Source organism: Gordonia sp. (in: high G+C Gram-positive bacteria) (genome assembly GCF_020438995.1).
GTDB lineage: Bacteria > Actinomycetota > Actinomycetes > Mycobacteriales > Mycobacteriaceae > Gordonia.
The window spans coordinates 1-19,386 of sequence record NZ_JAGQTN010000170.1; the positions used below are offsets into that span (position 1 = coordinate 1).

Here is a 19,386-nt window from a genome sequence, read left to right on the forward strand (position 1 = left end):
GTGGTGTCGTGTTCTTTCACCCAGCCTGGGCCAGGTTTCGAACGACCTAGCGAACCGCCGGATGCGAGGCCCGCACGTCCGGTGGTGTGAGAGGAGGGCCGGGAAACCCGGCCCTCCTACTCGATTGTCGGCGGCGTTCACCGTCAGTACATTCCGCGCCCGGACACGTTCACCGTGTCCGCACCGCCGTGACAGGTTCTCGTCGCCCGAAAGTCGTTCCGGCAGGGTTGTATTCGGTTCATGACCCAAGTGATCGACGGATCGTTGTTCTCGCCCACACGAATCGAACTGCTGTCCGCGGGCCCGCTGCGGGTGCTGCTGTCGGAGCATCCGGACGACATCGCCGACGCACAGCGGCTGCGCTACCAGGTGTTCAACTCCGAGCCGGGCTTCTCCGATCGCATCGGCGACCACGAGAGTGGCCGCGACGCAGACCGTTTCGATGACTTCGCCCAGCATCTGATCGTCCGGCACGACGAGGACGGCGTGATCGGCTGTGCCCGTCTGCTGCCACCGGCCCGGGCCATCGTCGCCGGCGGCTGGTACTCGGCCACCGAGTTCGACGTGACGGGGCTGGGAACAATCGCCACGCAGACCGTCGAGATGGGCCGGGCGTGCGTGGCCGCGGCGCACCGCAGCGGATCGGTGACCGCGCTCACGTGGGCGTCGGTGCTGCGCTACCTGGACATGACCGGCGTGCGTTACGTGATGGGATCGGTCTCCGTTCCGCTGCGTGCCGATCCGGCCGCACAGCGCGGGGCGGAACTGCGGTCGGTGCGCGACCAACTCCTCATCAAGTACAGGTCCCCGTGGCAGGTGCGTCCGCTGACGTCGCCACACGTCGACGGAGTCGCGCTCGATGCCATCGCGGCGCATCCCGGGACCGCGCTGCCGCCACTGCTGCGTGGCTACCTGCGTCTGGGTGCCAAGGTGTGCGGTGAACCGGCCGTGGACGATGCCTTCGACGTCGGCGACTTCCTGACCGTCATCGACCGTGAGGGTGCCACCCGGCGCTACCTCGACCGGCTCACCGCCACCGTCCAGCGACTCGCGGTGGCGGGACGCTGAATGGCCGCACGCGGTTCAGTCGCGCAAATGCTAGCCCCGATCCCGGTCGACCGGGGGACCGAACTGCGCCTTGTACGGTTCGCAGAGCCGGCTCCCACGGCGTCGGGCATGGCGCGCAAGGTGCACGCCGCACCGTATACCGGCCTGCACCCGTGGTTTCCGCTGAGCCCGTGCGGTGACGGATGTCTTGCCGAACATCGGGACACCGTGTCGGCTGCCCGGGCCGCGGGCCGGGTGGCTCGGGCGGCGGCAGTCGTCGCCGCAGCGGTATGGACCTGGCCATTGCTGGTGGTGTTTCCGAGATCGGGACGGCGCCGGTTTGTGTCCGGTCTGTCGCGGCAGCTGCTGGTGGCGCTCGGATTGACGGTGGTCGTCGACGATCGCCGGGCGGTCCCCGGCCGGTTCGACGGACTCGTTGTGGCCAATCACATCTCGTATCTGGACATCGCGGCGATCGCCGGGGTATGCCCGGCCCGGTTCGTCGCCAAGGCCGAGATCGCGGACATTCCGGGCGCCGCGGTGCCGGCCGTGATCTTCAGGACGATCAAGGTTCAGCGGAACTCGTTGCGACAGTTGCCTACAACGGTAGGGGTCGTGGCCGCGCGGCTTGCCCGCGACAGGTCGGTCGCGGTGTTTCCCGAAGGCACCACCCGGTGCGGTATGAGCGCCGGAACCTTCGCCCCGGCATTCTTTCAGGCCGCCATCGACGCCGACGCGCCGGTTCTACCTGTCGGTCTGACGTTCACCACCGCGGCGGGCACCTGTGCCGCGGCGGCGTTCATCGGTGACGACGCGCCGTGGGACACCCTGCTCCGGGTGGTGCGCACCCGTGGACTGACAGTCCGGATCACCGTGCACGAGAGCCAAGCGCCGGGCACCGATCGCAGAGAGCTGGCCCTGCGGTGCGAACGGCTCATCGGGACCGCAGTGCACCGGTCGCCTTGACGACATCGAGCAGCCCGAGGTTGCTCGCCTCGGTCTCGATGTCGGCGATCTCCCGATCTCGTTGTGGGGAGGGCGGTTGGCGTGTGGCGGCGAGCAGTCGGCAGCGCAGCAGGGACGGCCGGCCGGCGCCGCGGACCGCGACATCGGTGGCATCGCGCAATGCCGTGTCGCCGGCTTCGTCGTCGCCGAGCAGATAGTGCAGCTTGGCCAGTGACAGGCCGACCGGCCCGACGCATCCGATCTGGCCGAGGGCGCCGATCCCGGTACTGTACGGGGCGAGGTAGTCGATGAAATACTGTGCGTAGCTTATCAATTCGAGATCCGCCACGACATGCGCCAGCAACACCGCCTGACACAGCGAGGTCCACACCATCGGCCGGTCGTCGGTGAGCCAGATGGCGACCATCCGTTCGGCGAGGTCGTGATCACCTTCGGATCGGGCGACCATGGCGACGCCCGCGGCGAGCAGCACGGTGATCTGATTGTCGGAGAACTGATCGGCCATCGACCTGGCCCAATCCAGTGTCGATTGCCCGCTCGCGGGAAAATCGTCGGATTCGATGATGCTGTCGAGCATGTGGCGTTCGGTTGCCATGCCGATCATCGCGACGGTGTCGCTGCCGGCCACATACAGTTCGGTCATCTGGTGCACCTTGACCGCGGTGCGGAAGTGCCGCATCGCCACTTCGAAATCGCCGTGCCACACCGCCAGAGATGCCTCCATCCAGCGCAACTGGGCTCGCAGGATCGGGAGCCGGTAGCGTTCGCTGCCGACGATTCCGCGGCGTACCAGACGTTCGGTCTCAGCGACGTCGCCGAGCATCATCGTCGACATGGTGAGCACCGTATCGACGATGACATCATCGACATCTGTTGCGGCATAGTCGGTCCCACTACTACGCGGGTGACTGAGACTGCGGACGTGCCGGATTCGGGCGGCGAGTTCGATCGATTCCGGGGCATACTGTGCCACACCGGAATAGGTGATCAGGCGGGCCATCAGCACGTCGACGAGGACGGCGTCGTCGCCGAGTTCGGCAGCAACGGCGTCGGCGCGATCGAGCAGTCCGGCGGGTACCGATGCATCGTGGTGATAGCAATATCCGACGGCCAGAGCGCTAAGGACCCGGGCCTCCGCCGGGCCGTTCCCGGCGACTGCATCCAGCGCGGATTCCATTGTGGTGCAGAGGTGTTCGTTGTCAACGTTGGGGCCGACCCAGGGCCAGGAACCGCCCGCCCGCAGCAGGATTCCCGCCAGCCTGCCCAGGGTGTCGGGCGCACCGGCGGCGATCGCCTCGTCGAGCCGCACCTCGACGACGGCCAGCGCCTGCTGAACCTGACCGGCGCGGGTCTGTGCGGTGAGCAGACCCATCAACAGGTCGTCGCGTTCGGTGACATCCTGATTGATCCGTGGCGCCGACTCGTAGATACGCAGCGCGGCATCGAGCCAGTACGCGGCCTTCTCCGAATCCCATGCGGCCGTGGCATCCACGGCGGCGGCCCGGCAGGCGGCCACCACCTCGCGGGCATCGGCGACCGGCAGTGCGTCGACGAGGTGGGCGGCGCGCACCGCGCGAGAGTCGCTGCCACCGATCTCGCCCAGCACCCCGGCGATCCGCAGATGGATCCGTGCCCGGCGCAGCGGCCTGATCATGCCGAGCGCACCTTCGCGCAGCAGCGAGTGTGCGAACCGGGTGGTATTCGCGGGGAGTGGGGCACCGAACAGATCGTGCTGGGGTCGGGTCACCAGGATGTGTTCGTCGACGGCCTCGTCGAGACAGTCCGCGATGTCGTCGGGATCGCGGCCGGTGACCGCGATCAGCAGTGGTACGTCGATATCCTCACCGATCGCCGCGGCGTAACCGATCACCTCCAGCACCGCCGGGTCCAGGGAGTTCAGACGTCGGTCCAGAATCGAGCGGATCGCCTCCGGGATCTGCTCGTCGTCCCGCGCGTGATGGGTGAGCCGGGCGAACTCCGTGACGAACAACGGGTTTCCGCCTGTTCGCCGGGTGAGCAGATCGACGTCGGCCGGGGCCATCTCCTCCTGCGAGACGACCAGCACCAGGTCGGCGACCTCGTCACGCGACAGGCGTGGCACCGAGACCACCGTGGCCCCCGAGCGATTGGCGCCAGCGCGGAACCGCTGGACCTCGGGCCCGCCCTCACCGTCGCGAGCGGTGGCCACGACGATGATCCGGCCACCGCGCAGCACCGACATCAGATAGGTGAACAACCCGAGCGACATCGGATCCGCCCACTGCAGATCGTCGACGACGAAGATGAGCGGTGCCGTCTGCGCGGCGCGCTCGAGCATTGTTTGTACCCGGTCGTAGACGGCGAACCGGGCGGTATCGGCGTCCGAACCGGCGGGCACCGACAACACCTGGGCGGGGTCGGCGCCGAGCGCCCGGCACGCCTGCCGCAGGGGCCACCACGCGGGGACGCCCTCGGTGTCGGGGCAGCGTACCCACACCACCGTCGCATCGGGGTGGGCGGTGGTGGCCAGCGTCACCGTTTCCTCGGCGAGTGCGGTCTTGCCGATCCCTGGCGGCCCGGTCAGGAGCACCCACCGCGGGTCGGGTGAGGCCGTCGACACCACGTCACGCAGTCGCCGCAACTCCGGCGTCCTGCCGACGAACCGCGCTTCGGCCGGGGGCACGGGATCGGCCGGCCGCGCGGGGATGGTCTCGGCGGCCGGTGCACTGACCTCCACCGATCCCGTCCAGTGCGGCGGCCGTGGCCAGGCCGCGATCACCGGATCGTGCCGGAGGATCGCACCTTGCAGCGAGACCAGTTCAGTACCGGGGTCGAGGCCGAGTTCGGCGTCGAGCATCGTGGCGTGGTCGGTGTACGCCGTGAGTGCCTCGGTGCCACGGCCCGCGCGATAGAGCGCCACCATCTGCAGCCACACCGTACGTTCGTGCAGCGGGTCGCGGATACGCAGCGCGGCGACCTCGCTCAAGGCGCCCGCAACATCGCCGCCGGCCAGCAGTGCACTGATATGGATGTCGTCCACGGCGTTCCGGGTCTCGGCCAGTGCGGCAGCCTCGGCCACCAGCCAGCTCGCCTCGCCCAATTCTCCGCCGGCCAGATCGCCGCGCCACAGAGCCAGCGCCGCCGATGACTCGGCGAGTGCGCGGGACCAGTCGCCGTCGTCGCGGGCCACGCGAGCGGAACCGGCGAGCCGCACGAAATCGGCGACGTCGACCTGATCGTCGCCGACGACAAGCCGGTACCCGGTGCCGACCCGCTCGATGGGTGAGGGGCCCGACGCGCCTGCCCGCAGCGCCCGGCGCAGGTTGGAGATGTAGGCCTGCAGGCTGGTCGTGGCCGCCGCCGGTGCCTCGACCGGCCACACTGTGTCGATCAATCGATCGACGGAGACGACCGCGCCGCGCGCCAGGATCAGTGCGGCGAGCACGGCGCGTTGCTTGGGTGAACCGAGATCGACGGCGATGTCCCCGCGCCGCACCTGCAGGTCACCGAGTACCGCATATGAGCGGATACCCGAATCCGCGCTCGCACTTGCCATCACGGGGACATTCTAAGGGCATACGCCGGTAGGTTCCCTTTGCGTGAATCGCCGGATCCTGCGTGTCACTACCTGCCGACGATGCTGCGCATCCGTCTTTTGCAGGTAGTGCGTACGCTTGTCCGGGGAAGCCCCCGGCCCCAGACTTGTGGCGCCCGCAAGTGGCGCCCGGCCGCCGTCCAAGTCCGTTCCAAGAGGCCTGCAAGCGCCCTCTCCGACTCTGGTTGTCAGTAACCGAACAGACCTCACGAAGGAGATCGACATGACTATCAGCCCCATCGTTACTGAACTCGACCTGACCTCATTGCGGGCACTCGTCCGCGGCGCGGTCCACGGACCCGACGACGCCGGTTATGCCACAGCGGGTTTCAACCTCGCCGTCACCCGCACGCCGTATGCGGTCGTCGACGTCGCCGATGCCGATGACATCGCCGCCGTGATCCGGTTCGCCGGCACCTCCGGCCTGCGTGTGGCGGTGTTCGCGACCGGGCACGGCGGCGTCGAGGTCGGTCCCGACACCATCCTGGTACGCACCGCGGCCCTGGACACCTGCGAGGTCGACCCGGCGGCGAGGACCGTACGCATCGGCGCCGGCGTGCGTGTGCAGACCGTTCTCGACGCGGCGGCACCCCACGGGCTGGCCCTTGTGTGCGGCTCGTCGACCACGGTCGGCGTCGTCGGGCTTCTCTCCGGCGGTGGTGTCGGGCCGCTCGTGCGGTCCCATGGCGCGACCGTGGACTACGTGCGTTCGGTGCGGGTCGTCACCGGTGACGGCACCGTGCGGGAGGCCACGGCACAGGTCAATCCTGAACTGTTCTGGGGACTGCGCGGCGGCAAGGCCTCGCTCGGGATCATCACCGAGGTGGTCATCGAGTTGCTTCCGATCCCCAAGATCTACGGTGGTGCAATCTATTTCGACGGTGCCGATGCTGCCGGCCTGCTCCGGGCGTGGCGCGACTGGGCCGCGGATCTGCCGCGGGAGGCAAGCACCTCGGCCGCGTTGATGCGCTTGCCGGAGATGCCGGGCGTCCCGCCGGTGCTGGCCGGCAGACTCACCCTGGCGGTGCGGTTCGCCACTGCCTCCGACGCCGACACCGCGGCCGGGATGCTGGCACCGATGCGGGCGGTGGCGACACCCCTGCTCGACGGCGTAGCCACGATTCCGTACGCCGCGGTCGCCGCCGTGCATGCCGATCCGACGGTCCCGATGCCCGCACTCGAGGCGAGCACCCTGCTGCGGGACTTCACCGACGGAACGATCGACGCGATCGTCTCGGCCGCCGGACCGCAGTCATCGTCACCGCTGGCCATCGTCGAAGTCCGTCAGTTCGGGGGTGCGCTCACCGACGAGCAGGCCGTGCGTAGTGCCCTCTGCCACCGTGACTCCGCGTTTCAGCTGTTCGCAGTCGGTGTCCTCGCCCCGCCGATCGCCGACCTGGTGCCCGCTGCCGTGGCCGAACTGCTGGCGGCGGTGGGGCCGTGGAGCACCGGCACCTCCCTGCCCAACTTCACGCCTTCCGGTGACCCGGACATGATCCGGCGATGCTACGACGAGGACACCTACGCCTGGCTCGCGGCGCTCGCCGCCCGGCTCGACCCGCGCGGGGTCCTGCATACGGGCCAGGTCGTGCGGTGAGCCGGGGAGCGAGCGGGCGCCGTCCACCGACGGCGTCCGCGCGCGCCGGATCGCGCGGGAATTTGCCGGGGCTGCCCGCACGTTTATCCTTGGCAGCGATATGTCCACACCGGCCCGGCCCCCCGTCTACCTCGATCACGCCGCATCAACTGTGATGCTCCCCGAAGCTGTCGAGGCGATGACTGCCGTCTACGCCCACCCCGGCAACGCGTCGTCGTTGCACGGTTCCGGGCGCAGGGCGCGCCGTCGGCTGGAGGAATCCCGTGAATCCATCGCCGCGGCGCTGGGGGCGCGGCCGTCGGAGGTCATCTTCACCGGCGGCGGAACCGAGGCTGACAATCTCGCGATCAAGGGCATCTACCGGGCGCGACGAGCGGAGAATGCGGCGCGGACCCGGATCGTCGTGTCCGCGGTGGAGCACCACGCCATTCTCGATCCGGCGCAGTGGCTCGCCGACAACGAGGGTGCCGAGTTGGTGGTTCTCCCGGTGGACGTCACCGGCGTCGTCTCACCCGACGACCTGCGCGCCGAACTGGCCGCGCACGCGGCCTCGACAGCGCTCGTCTCCGTCATGTGGGCCAACAACGAGGTCGGGGCGATCCAGCCGATCACCGAGCTTGCCGCTCTGGGCGTCGAGTTCGGGGTGCCGGTGCATTCGGATGCCATCCAGGCCGTCGGGCACGTCGCCGTCGACTTCGCAGCATCCGGGTTGTCTGCTCTGAGCCTGGCCGCACACAAGTTCGGCGGACCCCAGGGCACTGGTGCGTTGCTACTGCGTCGCGACGTCGCGTGCGTACCGCTGCTGCACGGCGGCGGCCACGAACGCGACATCAGGTCGGGAACCCAGGACGTGGCGGGCGCGGTCGGCATGGCCACCGCGCTGCGGATCAGCACCGAGTCGATGGAATCGGCGACCACGCGCATCACCCGGCTGCGCGACCGGCTTCTCGACGCTTTGCTCGACGTTCCCGGGGCAAGCGTGAACGGGCCCGTCGGCGCCCTGCGACTGCCGGGCAACGCGCACGTGACATTCGGTGACTGCGAGGGTGACTCGCTGCTGATGCTGCTCGACGCCAACGGCATCGAATGCTCCACCGGTTCGGCCTGCACCGCCGGGGTGGCCCGCGCCAGCCACGTGCTCCTGGCGATGGGTTTCGACATGGCGCACGCCCGCGGGTCGCTGCGGTTCTCGCTCGGCGCGACCACCACCGACGCCGATGTCGACGCGGTGGCACAGGTGATCGGCGACGTCGTGGACCGGGCGCGCACCGCCGGGTTGGTTTCTGTTCGTGGAGGTGTCCGGTCATGAGAGTTCTCGCGGCGATGAGCGGTGGTGTCGATTCGGCGGTGGCCGCCGCACGTGCCGTCGACGCAGGTCACGACGTGGTCGGTGTGCACCTGGCGTTGTCGACGGCCCCTGGTGCACTGCGCACCGGGTCACGCGGGTGCTGCTCGCGGGAGGACGCCGACGACGCCCGGCGTGCCGCAGACGTGCTCGGCATCCCGTTCTACGTGTGGGATTTCGCCGACCGCTTCAAGGAAGACGTGATCGACGAGTTCGTCGATGCCTACGCCGAGGGCCAGACCCCCAATCCGTGCCTGACCTGCAACGAGAAGATCAAGTTCGCGGCGCTCGCGGACAAGGCGATCGCGCTGGGCTTCGACGCACTGGCAACCGGTCACTACGCCCGGCTCTCCGGCGGCGAACTGCGCCGGGCCGTCGACGACGACAAGGATCAGTCGTATGTGCTCGCGGTGCTCGATCACGCACAGCTGAGCCGGGCGATGTTCCCGTGCGGCGACACGCCCAAGCCGCAGATCCGGGATGAGGCCGCCCGGCGCGGCCTGTCGGTGGCCGACAAGCCCGACTCGCACGACATCTGCTTCATCCCCACCGGCGACACCCGCGCTTTCCTCGGCGCCCGGATCGGGATCCGGCCCGGCGCCGTCGTCGACGCCGATTCGGGGGAGAGGCTCGCCGAACACGAAGGCGTGCATGGCTTTACGATCGGCCAGCGCAAAGGGCTGGGTATCGAGGCGCCGGCCGCAGATGGCAAACCCCGCTACGTCACCGGCATCGACCCCGAATCCGGTACCGTCACAGTCGGATCGGCCGAACACCTGCAGGTGTGGACCATCGAGGCCGGGCGCGCCGTGTGGACCTCCGGTCAGGTGCCCGACGGCCCCGTCGACTGCGTGGTCCAGGTCCGCGCTCACGGCGGTCTCGCACCCGCCCGGGCCACCCCCGTGACACGTGATGGCGAGGCCCGCATCGACATCGAACTGGCGCAGCCGCTGACCGGTGTCGCGCGCGGTCAGGCGGCCGTCCTGTATCTGCCGGACGAGGACGCCGGTGATCTGGTAATCGGTTCGGGTCGCATCATCGGCACGTCGTCCCTGGCGAAGGTGTGACGGGCCCTCTTCCCACCGCGGTGGGTACGGGTATCGGGTCGATGCCCGGTAGCGATCCGCGTGAGGCCGCCGCGATTGTCAACGGCGAGTTGGATTTAGCGCATCTGGTCGAACTGCCCGGTCGGGGTGTGGGCGCGGACATGGTGGGCCGGATGGCCGCGATCCTGGTGGATATGCCGATGGATGCCGGTACCTGGGGATACCGGCTGTCCGGGCGGCGATCGGCGGTCTCGCGCCGGGCCGCCGATTTCCTGTCGGCGGATCTTGATGCCGTCGAAGAGCTTTGGGATGCGGCGGGATTCGTCGGAACCGGGCGTCCGTTCAAGATTCAGGTGTGCGGCCCGTTCACGTTTGCCGCCTCCGCCGAACTTCCCAACGGGCACAAGATTCTGCGGGACCGGGGTGCCTGGTCGGACGTGATCGCTTCGTCGACCGAGGGCATCCGGACGCTCGCCGGTGAGACCGAACGCAGGCTGGGTTCGAATACCGTTGTGCAGCTTGATGAACCGATGATCGGTGCGGTGATCGACGGAACGGTGAAGCCGCTGACCCGATTCGACACCATTCCCGCGATCCCGGTGATCGAGGTCGCCGACGCGCTGGCGCAGATGGTCGAGGCGATCGGACGGCCCGTCATCCTGCACAACTGCGGCGCGGCGCGCTGGGACCTGACGGCCCGGCTTCCGGGTGTGGCGCTCTCGTGCGATATCACCTCGTGGACAGGTGAATCGGCCGCCGACCTCGACGGTGCCGGTGCCCTCATCGACCGTGGCGACACGTGGGTCGCCGGAGTGATACCGACGACGGCCCGGAGTGCGTCCGGGGTTCCGGTCCTCGCCGAGCACGCCGCGACGTCGCTGGCCCGGCTGGTGGATCGGATCGGCCTGAACCGTTCGGTGCTGCGCGACAACGTCGTGGTGACGCCGGCGTGCGGCCTGGCCGGCGCGAACCCGGCCTGGGCGACCACCGCCCTGAAGGCATCGGCCAAGGCCGGAGAACTGCTGTCCGCCGACCCCGAAGCCCTGTAGTCCGTAGCTATCCGCGCGCGTCGAGTTCGGCTATCGACCGCTTCGGGGCCACCTGCCGGTAGCTGGCATCGAGCAATTCGGCCACCTCCGTCCAGTCGGTACCGTCATCGAACACGATGCCGAGCCAGCCCGCGGGTCCGAAATATGCGGGAACGTAGAAGCGTTCGTCGCCGACGAGTGCTTCGCGTTCGGTCGGGTCGGGGATGAACAACAACGACCGGTCGTACCGCACAACGCCTTTCACCGAACCGCCGTAGTTGCCGAACATCTTTCCGCACCGAAACGTCGGTCGCCCGTGCGCGATCACCTCGGTGGTGTTCGGCAGGGCCAGCGCGATCTCGCGGACCTTCACCAGATACGGGTCATTGTCGTCGAACATGATCGGGTGTGGCATGGCTCCCAAGGGTAGCCGCGCGGTGCGCGGACACGGCCGCGACCCGGCCACCTCAAGGTGCTCCCCGGTCTCCGGCTCTACCTCGGCGACACGTGTTGCCGGGTCTGATCGACCGTGGCGCCTTCGCCCGCGACCATACCGGCGCCACTCTGCGCGAGCGTCTGGGTACATCTACGCCCGGGCTTTGACCGGCGCACGCCGCCGGCCGCCGACTATTGCGCGTGGTGGTCGATACCCTTGTCGTGCCCGTCACCTTTGACGATGCGTCGTCGGCGGCGTACGTCGGCGCTTATTGGGTCGTTCGGGGGTTAGGTTGGTGCCCATGGATTTCGGAATCTTCATCCCGCAGGGCTGGCGGTTGGATCTCGTCGGCATCGAACCCGCGCAGCAGTGGCCGCTGATCAAACGTCTCGCTCAGGAGGCCGACGCGGGGCCGTGGACGTCGCTGTGGGTGTACGACCATTTCCACACGGTGCCCGCGCCGACGCAGGAGGCGACACACGAGGCGTGGACGCTGATGTCGGCGTTCGCCGCGTCCACCGAACGGATCCGGCTCGGCCAGATGTGCACCTGCATCGCCTACCGTAACCCGGCGTACCTGGCCAAAGTCGCCACCACCGTCGACCACGTGTCCGGTGGGCGTGTCGAAATGGGGATCGGGGCGGGCTGGTACGAACACGAATGGCTCGCCTATGGCTACGGATTCCCGAGCGCGGGTGACCGGCTGCGGGCACTCGACGAGGGAGTGCAGATCTTCACCCAGGCCTGGCGTGAGGGCAATGCCACCCTCGACGGGAAGGTCTACCAGGTCGACGGGGCCATCGTGCAGCCGCTGCCGTTGCAGGACAACGGGATTCCGTTGTGGATCGCCGGTGGTGGCGAACGCAAGACCCTGCTTATCGCCGCGAAGTACGCCCAGTACACCAACTTCGACGGCACCCCCGACGGCTTTGCCCACAAGTCGGCCATCCTCGAACAGCACGCCAAGGACCTCGGCCGCGACTTCGCCGAGATCACCCGCTCCTCCAACTACAACGTGGTGATCGGTGAGACCGAGACGGACGTGGCCGACAAACTCGACTGGATCCAGGCGCACTACGAGAAGCTGGTGCCCGGGGAGCCCGCCGACCGGTACAACACGACGTTCCGCTCCGGATACCTCGTCGGCACCCCTGATCAGATCGTCGAAAAGCTCAGTGCCGTCCGTGATCTCGGTCTGGCCTACGCCATCACCAACTTCGTCGACCTGGCCTACGATCAGTCCGGTGCGCTGTTGTTCGCGGACACGGTGATTCCCGAGTTCGCATAGTTCGTTCGTCACAAACCCCACCGCTGAGCCGCGGCATCACAATAGTTGCGATACCGGTGCTCAGCGGTGGGGTTTGTGCACGGTACCGGTACTGAAAAGTTCAGTACCACTGTCCCGTTCGTGTAGAGCAATACCGTAGATCAGTGCACCCGGACTGTGCTCACTTGCCTGCGACAAGTCACCAGGACAGAACGGTTTCGCAGGCTCCCGGCATGTCGCGCAGGTGTGGAATCAAGTGGTAGAGCGCCTTTCTACGACGACGCGGACGGCTCGTTCGTCCCTCATCTGGCTACCGGATTCACCGAGAACGCCGCGCGTACTCGCTTCACACCGACCATCCGCGAAGGCGTGACCTTCTCCAACGGTGAAGCACTCGACGCCGCTGCGGTGGCCGCGAACCTGAACTTCCTGGCCAGGGGCGATGAGAAGCGCGGTATTCCGCGGTCGCAGTACTTTCTCGCCGACTACTATGGGGAGGCCATCGCCGTCGGCCGCACACCGTGGAGGTTCGACTCACCGAACCGTACGGTGACTTCATCCAGAAACTCCGTGTTCGCCTACCTGGATCCACGGTGTTCGTGGAGTCGCTGCCGCAGTTCGCCGAGCACATCGTTCCGCACCTGTGGAAGCGGGATGTCCATCGACGCGAATACGGCGGTACCACCTTGCGCGACAATCTCGCGCAGAACGAGGGCTGAGTCACGCAGGGGGTGTCACCGGTCTGGGCTAACCTCGACGGCGTGGCAGAGGACAACACGATCCCGGACGATACCGATTCGATCGAGGCGGTCGCGACCGGCGCGGGTCCGGCCGACACGGCCACCCACGAGCAGTGGGCGCAACTGGCCGAGGAGATCCGTGACCACCAGTTCCGGTACTACGTGCGGGACTCGCCGATCATCAGTGACGGTGAGTTCGATGCTCTGCTGCGGCGGTTGCAGGAATTGGAGGATCGCTATCCGGAACTGGCGGTGGCTGATTCGCCGACCAAGCTGGTAGGTGGGGGATTTTCGACGGCGTTCACCCCTGTCGATCATCTCGAGCGGATGATGTCGCTGGACAATGTCTTCGACTACGGCGAGATGACGGGGTGGGTGCAGAAAGTCGACGCCGACGCCGGTACGGCGGTTGATTTTCTGTGTGAACTGAAGATCGACGGTGTGGCGTTGAGTCTTGTGTACGAGAACGGCGTCCTGGTTCGCGGGGTGACCCGCGGCGATGGCCGCACAGGTGAGGACGTCACCCTCAACGCACGCACCATCGAGGATGTCCCGGCCGAACTCAGCGCCACCGGCGACTACCCGATCCCCGCGCTGCTGGAGGTGCGGGGCGAGGTGTTCTTCCGGCTCGAAGATTTCGCCAACCTCAACGCATCGCTCATCGAGGACGGCAAGGCTCCGTTCGCCAACCCCCGCAACTCGGCCGCGGGTTCGTTGCGGCAGAAGAATCCGCAGGTCACTGCGCGGCGCAGGCTCCGGATGATCTGCCACGGTATCGGCAGAGTGGACGGCTGGCGACCGGCGTCCCTGCACGATGCATACCTGGCGCTGGGGGCGTGGGGCCTGCCGGTGTCCACGCACACCGCCAAGGCCACCTCGGGTGCCGAGGTCTTGGACAAGATCAGCTACTGGGGCGAACACCGCCACGATGTCGAGCACGAGATCGACGGCATCGTCGTCAAGGTCGACGACTTCGGGATTCAGCGTCGCCTCGGCGCCACCTCGCGGGCCCCGCGCTGGGCGATCGCCTACAAGTACCCTCCCGAGGAGGTCACCACCAGGTTGCTCGGCATCGAAGTCGGTGTCGGCCGCACCGGCCGGGTCACCCCGTACGCGGTACTCGAACCGGTGCCCGTCGCCGGGTCGACCGTCGCCCGCGCCACCCTGCACAATCAGTCCGAGGTGAAGCGCAAAGGTGTCAAGATCGGCGACACCGTCACCATCCGCAAGGCCGGCGATGTGATCCCCGAGGTTCTCGGGCCGGTCATCGACCTGCGGGACGGCAGCGAAACCGAGTTCGTGATGCCGACGAACTGCCCCGAATGCGCTGCCGAACTGCGCCCGGAGAAGGAGGGTGACGCCGACATCCGTTGCCCCAACAGCGAAGCGTGCCCGGCGCAGCTTCGCGAGCGGTTGTTCTTCCTCGCCGGCCGCGGCTCCTTCGATATCGAAGCGCTCGGTTACAAAGCGGCACAAGCACTTCTGGAAGCCGGGGTGATTCACAACGAGGGCGACCTGTTCTCCCTCACCGCCCAGGACCTGCTGAAGGTGCCCCTGTTCACCAACAAGGAAGGGGAACTGTCGGCAAACGGGAAATGGCTCATCACCAACCTGGACAAGGCCACAGACGTACCGCTGTGGCGGGTGCTGGTGGCACTGTCGATCCGCCATGTCGGGCCGGCCGCGGCCCGTTCCCTGGCAACGCATTTCGGCTCCCTACAGGCGATCGAGGAAGCATCCGTCGACGATCTGGCGCAGGTAGACGGACTCGGCGCGACCCTCGCGCAGAGCATCGTCGACTGGTTCGCCGTCGACTGGCACCGGACGATAGTCGAAAAGTGGCGTGCCGCAGGAGTTTCCATGGCCGACAAACGGGACGAAACGATCGCCCGCACACTGGAGGGCAAGACGATCGTCGTCACCGGTTCACTACAGGACTTCTCTCGCGACGGCGCCAAGGAGGCCATCCTGTCCCGCGGCGGAAAGGCTTCCGCGTCAGTATCCAAGAAGACCGACTATGTGGTGGTGGGGGATTCACCCGGCTCCAAAGCGGCCAAGGCCGAACAACTCGGCGTACCGATCCTCGATGAGGACGCCTTCAAGATCCTGCTCGACACCGGCACCGCACCGGGCGAGGCGGAGGTAGAGGCCGACACAAACCCGAATCCAGGTGCCACGCAGGAGTAGCACCTGGATTTCGGAATCACCTCCGGCGCGACGACGCAGTCGCGAGCAGGAACGCCGACAGCAACACCATGATCGGATACTCCCAGATCAGCTGATCGGAAAGCCAATATGTCATCAGCGTGAACACCGAACCACCGGCCACGAGGCGGGTCAGCGCCGTCGAACACCGTGAATCGGCAAGTGTCGCTACGACTATGGTGACGAACCCGATGCCGAGCCCCATTTCGAGTGCGGGCATGGCCAATCCGAACAGTCCGGCATTCGGCCCGAGGACGTGCGCACAGAACTCCTGGAAGAATCCCGGCACCCTCGAATTCTGTGCGGCGCCGTCGGCGACGAGATGTATGTCGGCGGCACCGAACCCGGCGTGATACTTGATCCAGCTCTCCCGGATCCACAACACACCAAGCGTGAGGCCGACAACCCCGGTCAGGACGGCCACACCCCGGTACCAGCGGGATGCGGTCCGCGACGGGTTCAGGACCGGCGAGGTCACGGTAGCCATTGCGATCAGCTCAGCATCGCGGCGCCGAACACCACTTTGGCCTTGTCGCAGTGGATGACGACATTGTGGTACATGCCGGCGTCGATGCCGTCGAGGGGGAACGTCTGTGACATCTTGATCAGGTCGATGGCGCTGATCTGCTTGCCTGCCATCACCGCGGCCTCGTCGGTGCCGTTGGTCAGGTACACGTGCAGGTCAGGACCCTCGTCGGTGTGGAAGTCCGACAGCATGAGCTTGCCGTCGGCGACGGTGGCCGTACCGCTCACATTCTTGCCGCCCATGCCGGTGAAGGTACCGGTCATCGATGACATCATCGGTGACGACATCGACGATCCGGCGGCCATGGACATCGACGCGGTGGGTGCGGATTCGGAGTCCGAATCGCCGCAGGCGCTCAGCGTCAGAGCGACGGCCACGATTCCCGCGCCGACGATTCCGGAAAAGAACTTGGTATGCACGATGGTCACCTTTTCGGTTGAGGGAAAATGCTGATGTAGCGGCAATCGGCTACGGACACGAACGTAACCGCGCACAACCCCGGCGGGACCAAACATTTCAGCAGCGTAAGAACTCACCGTCCGGGCTGTGCCGGCGACTATCGTCGTCACCGTGAACGCGACGGTGATGATCGTGGAAGACGATGCGGCGGTGCGGACGGCGGTCGGCGACTACCTGCGCGCGGCGGGCTACTCGGTGACCGCCGTCGCCGACGGTGGCCTGGCCCGGGACAAACTCGCAGTCCAGACGCCCGACGTACTGGTTCTCGACCGGATGCTACCGCTTGTGGGCGGCGACGTGCTGTGTGCGGAGATCCGGAAGAACGCCCCGCACGTCATGGTGATCATGCTGACCGCGCTCGATTCGGTGGCCCAGCGCATCAGCGGCCTTGAACACGGCGCCGACGATTACCTGGTCAAACCGTTCTCGATGCGCGAACTGCAACTACGCATCGAAACCCTGCTGCGCCGCGGACAGAAGAGTCCTCTCGTGCCGATGGAAATCGGGCCCTTCCGGATTGACCCGGCTCGGCGGATCGCATTCCTGAACAATACGACGATCCCGCTCACCACTCGTGAATACGAGCTGTTGCTGTTCTTCACACACCATCCCGACGAGGTGTTCACCCGCGACGACATCCTTCGCGAGGTGTGGGGCTGGACGTTCGGGGAGGCCTCGACGGTGACGGTGCATGTGCGGCGGCTCCGCGAGAAGATCGAGCCCGAGCCACGCTATCCGAGATACCTGCTCACCGAATGGGGTGCGGGATACCGGTTCACCGTGGGCGGCGGGGCCGCCGGGGGAGGGGAGAACAACCGATGATGTTGCACGCCTGGGATATCGCCCAGATCGTCGCGATCGCCGCGGGTTGCACCGTCGTGGTCACCGCGGCCTGCATCGGGCTGATCCGGTACAACGCGCACGGCTCGATCACATCCCAGATCTGGCTGATGGCCGTTGCCTCACCACTGTCGGTGGTCGCGTCGGTGACGGTGATCGCCGTTCAGATGTACGTCTCGCAGCACGACTTTCAAGTACTGCTGTGGGTTCTCGGGGTCTCGGCCGCCATGAGCGTGATGGCTGCGACCGTCGTCGGCCGCACCGCGCGGTCATCGATGCTCACGCTGCGCGAGTCCGCACGCCGGATCGGTGACGGCGACGTCATCGGAACAGACGGCACCGGGTGGAAGGAATTCGCCGAAGTGTCCGAACAACTGTCGGATACCTCACGGCGACTTGCCGCTGCCCGCAAGGAAATCGAAGAGCTCGACGCGTCGCGGCGGCAGTTCTTCGCATGGATCTCGCACGATCTGCGCACACCGCTGACCGGTCTGCGGGCAATGGCGGAGGTGCTCGAGGACGGTGTGGCCGCCGATCCCGGCGACTACATTCGGCGCATCCGCCTTCAGGTGGGCACGATGAGTCGCCTCGTCGACGACCTCTTCGAATTGTCCCGGCTCACCGAAGGGGGGCTGCGGTTGCGCTGCGAGCCGCTCGAACTGGTGGATGTGGTCTCCGATTCGGTATCCGATGTGCGGGCCGCAGCCACCGAACGCGGTATGCGGATCACCCATTCGGGGGTCGCCGGGATCACCGTCTGGGCCGACCCCCACGAATTGACCCGCGTCGTGGTGAACCTGCTGACCAACAGCATCAAGTACGCGCCGCCCGGATCGGAGATCCTGATCTCGGCGTCGGTGGACGACGGCACCGGCCGCACCGTGATCAGCGTCGCCGATCAGGGACCGGGAGTTCCCGATGCCGACCTGTCCAACATCTTCGAGGTGGGCTGGCGGGCAGACGCCGCGCGCACCCCGGCGACCGCCGACGAGGCACCCGAGATCGGTTCGTCGTCGGCCGGTCTCGGGCTGGCCATCGTGCGTGGCATCGTCGAGGCGCACGGTGGTGACGTCCGCGCCGAGAACATCACCGGCGGATTCCGGCTGGATCTGTCGCTGCCGGGCGGAAACCTGTCACCGCGACGATGACCGCTCCCTCATCCTGTCAGAGGGACGTGCGCAGTACCGTGCTGACGATGCCCGCGAGATAGCCCAGGCGAGCCACCTCCGATGGCCGGAAGTCGGGGCCGCCGATGCGGCCGAGCAGGATCGCCTTGTCGCCGCGGCCCAGCGGCGCGGCGGCCATCCGGGTGTCCATGTCCTTCCAAGCCTGCGGTACCCAATCGCCGTCGGAATCGAGCTGGACGGATGCCGACAGGGGTAGCCAGTCGACTTCCTCCAACGGGGTTTCGGGCGCACCGGATGAGCCGAACAGTTGCAGGACACCGCTCGCTCCCGACGTGATCACCGTCGCCCACGACACACGCAACACCCTGGGCGTGTTGTCGACGAGGACCTGCAATTTGTCGGCGGCGGTGGCCACCTGGTCGATCAACTCCAATTCGCGGTGAGTGTCGAGCACCCCGGAATACGGCCGGATCGAATCGACTCGCACACCCTTGACCTTCTCGGCGGCGGTGATGAGGCTGTCGGGCAGTCCTCCCGGCGCCACCTCGACCACGAGATCGTCGACGGCGTACCCGTCGCCGCGTTCGACGACTTCCAGGGAGAGGATGTCGGCACCGACGGAACCGAGCTGGACCGCCAGCAGGCCAAGACTGCCCGGACGATACTGCAGATGGACGCGTAGCAGATACGACACGCGCACATTGTCGCACCGGGTCACCAAGTACGTGCGGCGAGTGGCCCTGCGCGTCGGCGTGGCTATCTGATATGGCTGCCGCACCGGTTGCGGTGAAGTCGAGCCTGACCACGGCGTGACCGGGGTGTTCCCATAGGCTTGGGAGCGAATTGTGTCCCCGGTGAGAAAGGACGGCTCGGTGGCAGCAGAACCGCAGTCGATATCGCGTGCGGAGGTCGAGCATCTGGCCCGGCTGTCGCGGCTGGCGTTGACCGACGACGAACTCGACCAGTACGCGGCCCAGCTCGACTCGATCCTCGCGCACGTGGCGCAGGTGTCCGAGGTCGCCGCCGACGACGTACCGCCCACCGCGCACCCCGCGCAACTGGCCAACGTGCTGCGCGTCGACGAGGTGGTGCCGGGCTTGACCACCGACGAGGCACTTTCGGGTGCGCCGGCCGTCGAGCAGGACCGGTTCGCCGTTCCGCAGATCCTGGGAGAAGAGTGACC

General features: G+C 67.2%; 17 protein-coding genes. 12 read left to right on the forward strand and 5 right to left on the reverse strand.

Annotated elements, in window-relative coordinates:
* The first annotated feature begins 240 nt into the window (after nucleotides 1-240).
* The gene (locus tag KDB67_RS12370) at nucleotides 241-1,068 is read left to right on the forward strand and encodes a GNAT family N-acyltransferase (protein ID WP_291016100.1); all 828 of its coding nucleotides are present in this window, start codon (nucleotides 241-243) and stop codon (nucleotides 1,066-1,068) included.
* 108 nt (nucleotides 1,069-1,176) lie between these two features.
* Nucleotides 1,177-2,013 (forward strand): lysophospholipid acyltransferase family protein, encoded by an 837-nt coding sequence (locus KDB67_RS12375; protein ID WP_291016102.1) that lies wholly within the window; start codon nucleotides 1,177-1,179, stop codon nucleotides 2,011-2,013.
* Here KDB67_RS12375 and KDB67_RS12380 read toward each other — a convergent pair.
* Complete coding sequence (locus KDB67_RS12380) at nucleotides 1,982-5,548, reverse strand: BTAD domain-containing putative transcriptional regulator (RefSeq protein ID WP_291016104.1); 3,567 nt, start codon at nucleotides 5,546-5,548, stop codon at nucleotides 1,982-1,984. The two genes, KDB67_RS12375 and KDB67_RS12380, sit on opposite strands and share 32 nt — an antisense overlap.
* Nucleotides 5,549-5,810: 262 nt before the next feature.
* Between KDB67_RS12380 and KDB67_RS12385 the strand changes: the two genes are divergently transcribed.
* From KDB67_RS12385 to KDB67_RS12400, 4 genes are all read left to right on the forward strand, one after another.
* Nucleotides 5,811-7,184, forward strand: coding sequence for an FAD-binding protein (locus tag KDB67_RS12385; RefSeq protein WP_291016106.1), 1,374 nt, complete (start codon nucleotides 5,811-5,813; stop codon nucleotides 7,182-7,184).
* A gap of 100 nt (nucleotides 7,185-7,284) precedes the next feature.
* Nucleotides 7,285-8,493, forward strand: a complete 1,209-nt coding sequence (locus tag KDB67_RS12390) for a cysteine desulfurase family protein (protein WP_291016108.1) — start codon at nucleotides 7,285-7,287, stop codon at nucleotides 8,491-8,493.
* A complete protein-coding gene (gene mnmA, locus KDB67_RS12395; RefSeq protein ID WP_291016109.1) occupies nucleotides 8,490-9,596 on the forward strand; it encodes a tRNA 2-thiouridine(34) synthase MnmA in 1,107 nt (368 codons plus the stop codon). Before KDB67_RS12390 ends, mnmA begins: the two co-directional genes overlap by 4 nt.
* Nucleotides 9,593-10,624: a vitamin-B12 independent methionine synthase gene (locus KDB67_RS12400; protein WP_291016111.1), complete on the forward strand. Its 1,032-nt coding sequence runs from the start codon at nucleotides 9,593-9,595 to the stop codon at nucleotides 10,622-10,624. The genes mnmA and KDB67_RS12400 overlap by 4 nt, the downstream gene beginning before the upstream one ends.
* 7 nt (nucleotides 10,625-10,631) lie before the next feature.
* Here the strand turns inward: KDB67_RS12400 and KDB67_RS12405 are convergent, their stop codons facing one another.
* The gene (locus KDB67_RS12405) at nucleotides 10,632-11,018 is read right to left on the reverse strand and encodes an MmcQ/YjbR family DNA-binding protein (RefSeq protein WP_291016113.1); all 387 of its coding nucleotides are present in this window, start codon (nucleotides 11,016-11,018) and stop codon (nucleotides 10,632-10,634) included.
* A gap of 322 nt (nucleotides 11,019-11,340) precedes the next feature.
* On the opposite strand from KDB67_RS12405, the gene KDB67_RS12410 reads away from it, so the two are divergent.
* The 3 genes from KDB67_RS12410 (at nucleotide 11,341) to ligA (ending at nucleotide 15,233) form a co-directional block, all read left to right on the forward strand.
* Entirely contained in the window at nucleotides 11,341-12,327 is a 987-nt protein-coding gene (locus KDB67_RS12410; RefSeq protein WP_291016115.1) for an LLM class F420-dependent oxidoreductase, read from the forward strand.
* Nucleotides 12,328-12,827: 500 nt separating this feature from the next.
* Nucleotides 12,828-13,025 carry a hypothetical protein gene (locus KDB67_RS12415; protein ID WP_291016116.1) on the forward strand — a complete coding sequence of 66 codons (198 nt, stop codon included), beginning with the start codon at nucleotides 12,828-12,830 and terminating at the stop codon, nucleotides 13,023-13,025.
* An 81-nt stretch (nucleotides 13,026-13,106) separates the two neighbouring features.
* A complete protein-coding gene (gene ligA, locus KDB67_RS12420) occupies nucleotides 13,107-15,233 on the forward strand; it encodes an NAD-dependent DNA ligase LigA (protein ID WP_291016183.1) in 2,127 nt (708 codons plus the stop codon).
* A gap of 16 nt (nucleotides 15,234-15,249) precedes the next feature.
* On the opposite strand, the gene KDB67_RS12425 is transcribed toward ligA, so the two are convergent.
* Nucleotides 15,250-15,738 (reverse strand): hypothetical protein, encoded by a 489-nt coding sequence (locus tag KDB67_RS12425; RefSeq protein ID WP_291016118.1) that lies wholly within the window; start codon nucleotides 15,736-15,738, stop codon nucleotides 15,250-15,252.
* A gap of 5 nt (nucleotides 15,739-15,743) precedes the next feature.
* Nucleotides 15,744-16,196, reverse strand: coding sequence for a DM13 domain-containing protein (locus KDB67_RS12430; RefSeq protein ID WP_291016120.1), 453 nt, complete (start codon nucleotides 16,194-16,196; stop codon nucleotides 15,744-15,746).
* A 166-nt stretch (nucleotides 16,197-16,362) separates the two neighbouring features.
* Here KDB67_RS12430 and KDB67_RS12435 point away from each other — a divergent pair, with 166 nt between their 5' ends.
* The gene (locus KDB67_RS12435; protein ID WP_291016184.1) at nucleotides 16,363-17,058 is read left to right on the forward strand and encodes a response regulator transcription factor; all 696 of its coding nucleotides are present in this window, start codon (nucleotides 16,363-16,365) and stop codon (nucleotides 17,056-17,058) included.
* The gene (locus tag KDB67_RS12440; RefSeq protein ID WP_291016122.1) at nucleotides 17,055-18,224 is read left to right on the forward strand and encodes a HAMP domain-containing sensor histidine kinase; all 1,170 of its coding nucleotides are present in this window, start codon (nucleotides 17,055-17,057) and stop codon (nucleotides 18,222-18,224) included. The genes KDB67_RS12435 and KDB67_RS12440 overlap by 4 nt, the downstream gene beginning before the upstream one ends.
* A gap of 16 nt (nucleotides 18,225-18,240) precedes the next feature.
* Here KDB67_RS12440 and KDB67_RS12445 read toward each other — a convergent pair whose 3' ends face one another.
* Entirely contained in the window at nucleotides 18,241-18,897 is a 657-nt protein-coding gene (locus KDB67_RS12445; protein ID WP_291016124.1) for an amino acid-binding protein, read from the reverse strand.
* A 178-nt stretch (nucleotides 18,898-19,075) separates the two neighbouring features.
* Between KDB67_RS12445 and gatC the strand changes: the two genes are divergently transcribed.
* Nucleotides 19,076-19,384, forward strand: a complete 309-nt coding sequence (gene gatC, locus KDB67_RS12450) for an Asp-tRNA(Asn)/Glu-tRNA(Gln) amidotransferase subunit GatC (protein ID WP_291016126.1) — start codon at nucleotides 19,076-19,078, stop codon at nucleotides 19,382-19,384.
* Nucleotides 19,385-19,386 lie beyond the last annotated feature (2 nt).